At 49.3% G+C, this 341-nt stretch carries 1 pseudogene; it reads left to right on the top strand.

From position 1 onward, the window contains the following. Window positions 1–341 (top strand): annotated as a pseudogene (locus BCT81_RS03085) (pilus assembly protein CpaC); the annotation flags it as partial.

The raw sequence follows: 341 nt of genomic DNA, 5'->3' as shown, positions 1-341 counted from the left end.
GGGAAGGGATCATTGAACGGATTGAAGTCGCGACGACTCAGCAGGTGAATGTCAAGATATCGGTCGCTCAAGTAACCGAATCGTTTGGGCAAACCGTCGGTGTTGATTGGAGCACCGTTGGCTCAAGCGTGGGTGAGTTTGTTTTCGACCAATTTGATGCGGCTAACCTCAGTACCTTAATCACGGCGTTAGGTAACGACCAAATCGCAGAGGTTCTCGCAGAGCCAAACTTGACGGTCTTGTCTGGCGAGTCTGCAAGCTTTCTCGTTGGCGGTGAAGTGCCCGTTATCGTCTCTACAAGCAGTAACGTAAACATTTCATTTAAAGAGTTCGGTATCAAG

This window comes from Vibrio sp. 10N.261.52.A1, from assembly GCF_002876325.1.
GTDB lineage: Bacteria > Pseudomonadota > Gammaproteobacteria > Enterobacterales > Vibrionaceae > Vibrio > Vibrio chagasii.
The sequence above is the reverse complement of the archived record's forward strand: the minus strand, read 5'-3'. Positions and strand labels throughout refer to the sequence as shown.